The sequence below is a fragment of the Streptomyces sp. sk2.1 genome (assembly GCF_008120935.1).
GTDB lineage: Bacteria > Actinomycetota > Actinomycetes > Streptomycetales > Streptomycetaceae > Streptomyces.
In genome coordinates, this window is the sequence record NZ_RDBO01000162.1 from 1 (window position 1) to 715 (window position 715).

The following is a 715-nucleotide window of genomic DNA, read 5'->3' on the forward strand; positions in this document are numbered from 1 at the left end:
TGCTGGCGGTCACCACGCTGACGCGGGAGGAGTGCGTGGACGACGAGGACTACGCACAGCTGACCGAGTTCGGCCGCCATTTCCGCACCATCCCCGCAAGACTCCACGAGGTTCACGCGAACCTGAGCATCGGCAACCTGGGCTTCGAGGAGTTTGCGGCATGGGCTCACGATGATCCCGAGGGGATCTTCCGGTCCTTCTGAATGGGTTCACGGAACTGCGGACAGAGCCTTGAAAACGGCCAGGAATGCTCCTCGCCTCACTCGCTCCGGTGTTCAACGAAGTGGGGAGTCTCAACGAGCGTCGCGGGTCGTCGGCCGGGGCCGCTTGCTTGTGGGAGGGTGCGCGCCTTCATAGGGCTCTCCCCTGGCCGCGCGCCCCTGTGGCCCTTGGCCGTTCGGTGGGTGGCCGACTCCCACGGATGAGCCGGCGACTGGCACGGTCGCGGGCCGCCGGCCGGCACTGAACGCCCCCGACGCCTCCAGCAGGAGCCACCCGCGCTCCGCCAGGCGCCTGGCCTTCGAACGCACCCCCTCGACCTTCGCCGGCGTCGTCCCAAGGCCCAGCTCCGCCGCGATCTCCTTGGCCTTCACCGGTCCCTCGCCCGCGGACCGCCGTTCCTCCAGCACGCCCACAATCCGCTGGTAGTCGGGCGCGAGCACGGTCACCGGCAGCCCGTCCCGCCAGGGCGGCACCACCGACCCCGGCACCGGCG

Annotated in this window: 1 protein-coding gene and 1 pseudogene; one reads left to right on the forward strand and one right to left on the reverse strand. The window is 70.1% G+C overall.

Annotation, left to right across the window (positions count from 1 at the left end; all coding sequences use genetic code 11):
* On the forward strand, positions 1-203 hold a 203-nt coding region (locus EAO76_RS41830), incomplete at its 5' end, for a DUF6924 domain-containing protein (RefSeq protein WP_399463647.1).
* A 90-nt stretch (positions 204-293) separates the two neighbouring features.
* On the opposite strand, the pseudogene EAO76_RS45620 reads toward EAO76_RS41830, so the two are convergent.
* Positions 294-715, reverse strand: a pseudogene (locus tag EAO76_RS45620) (hypothetical protein); the annotation flags it as partial.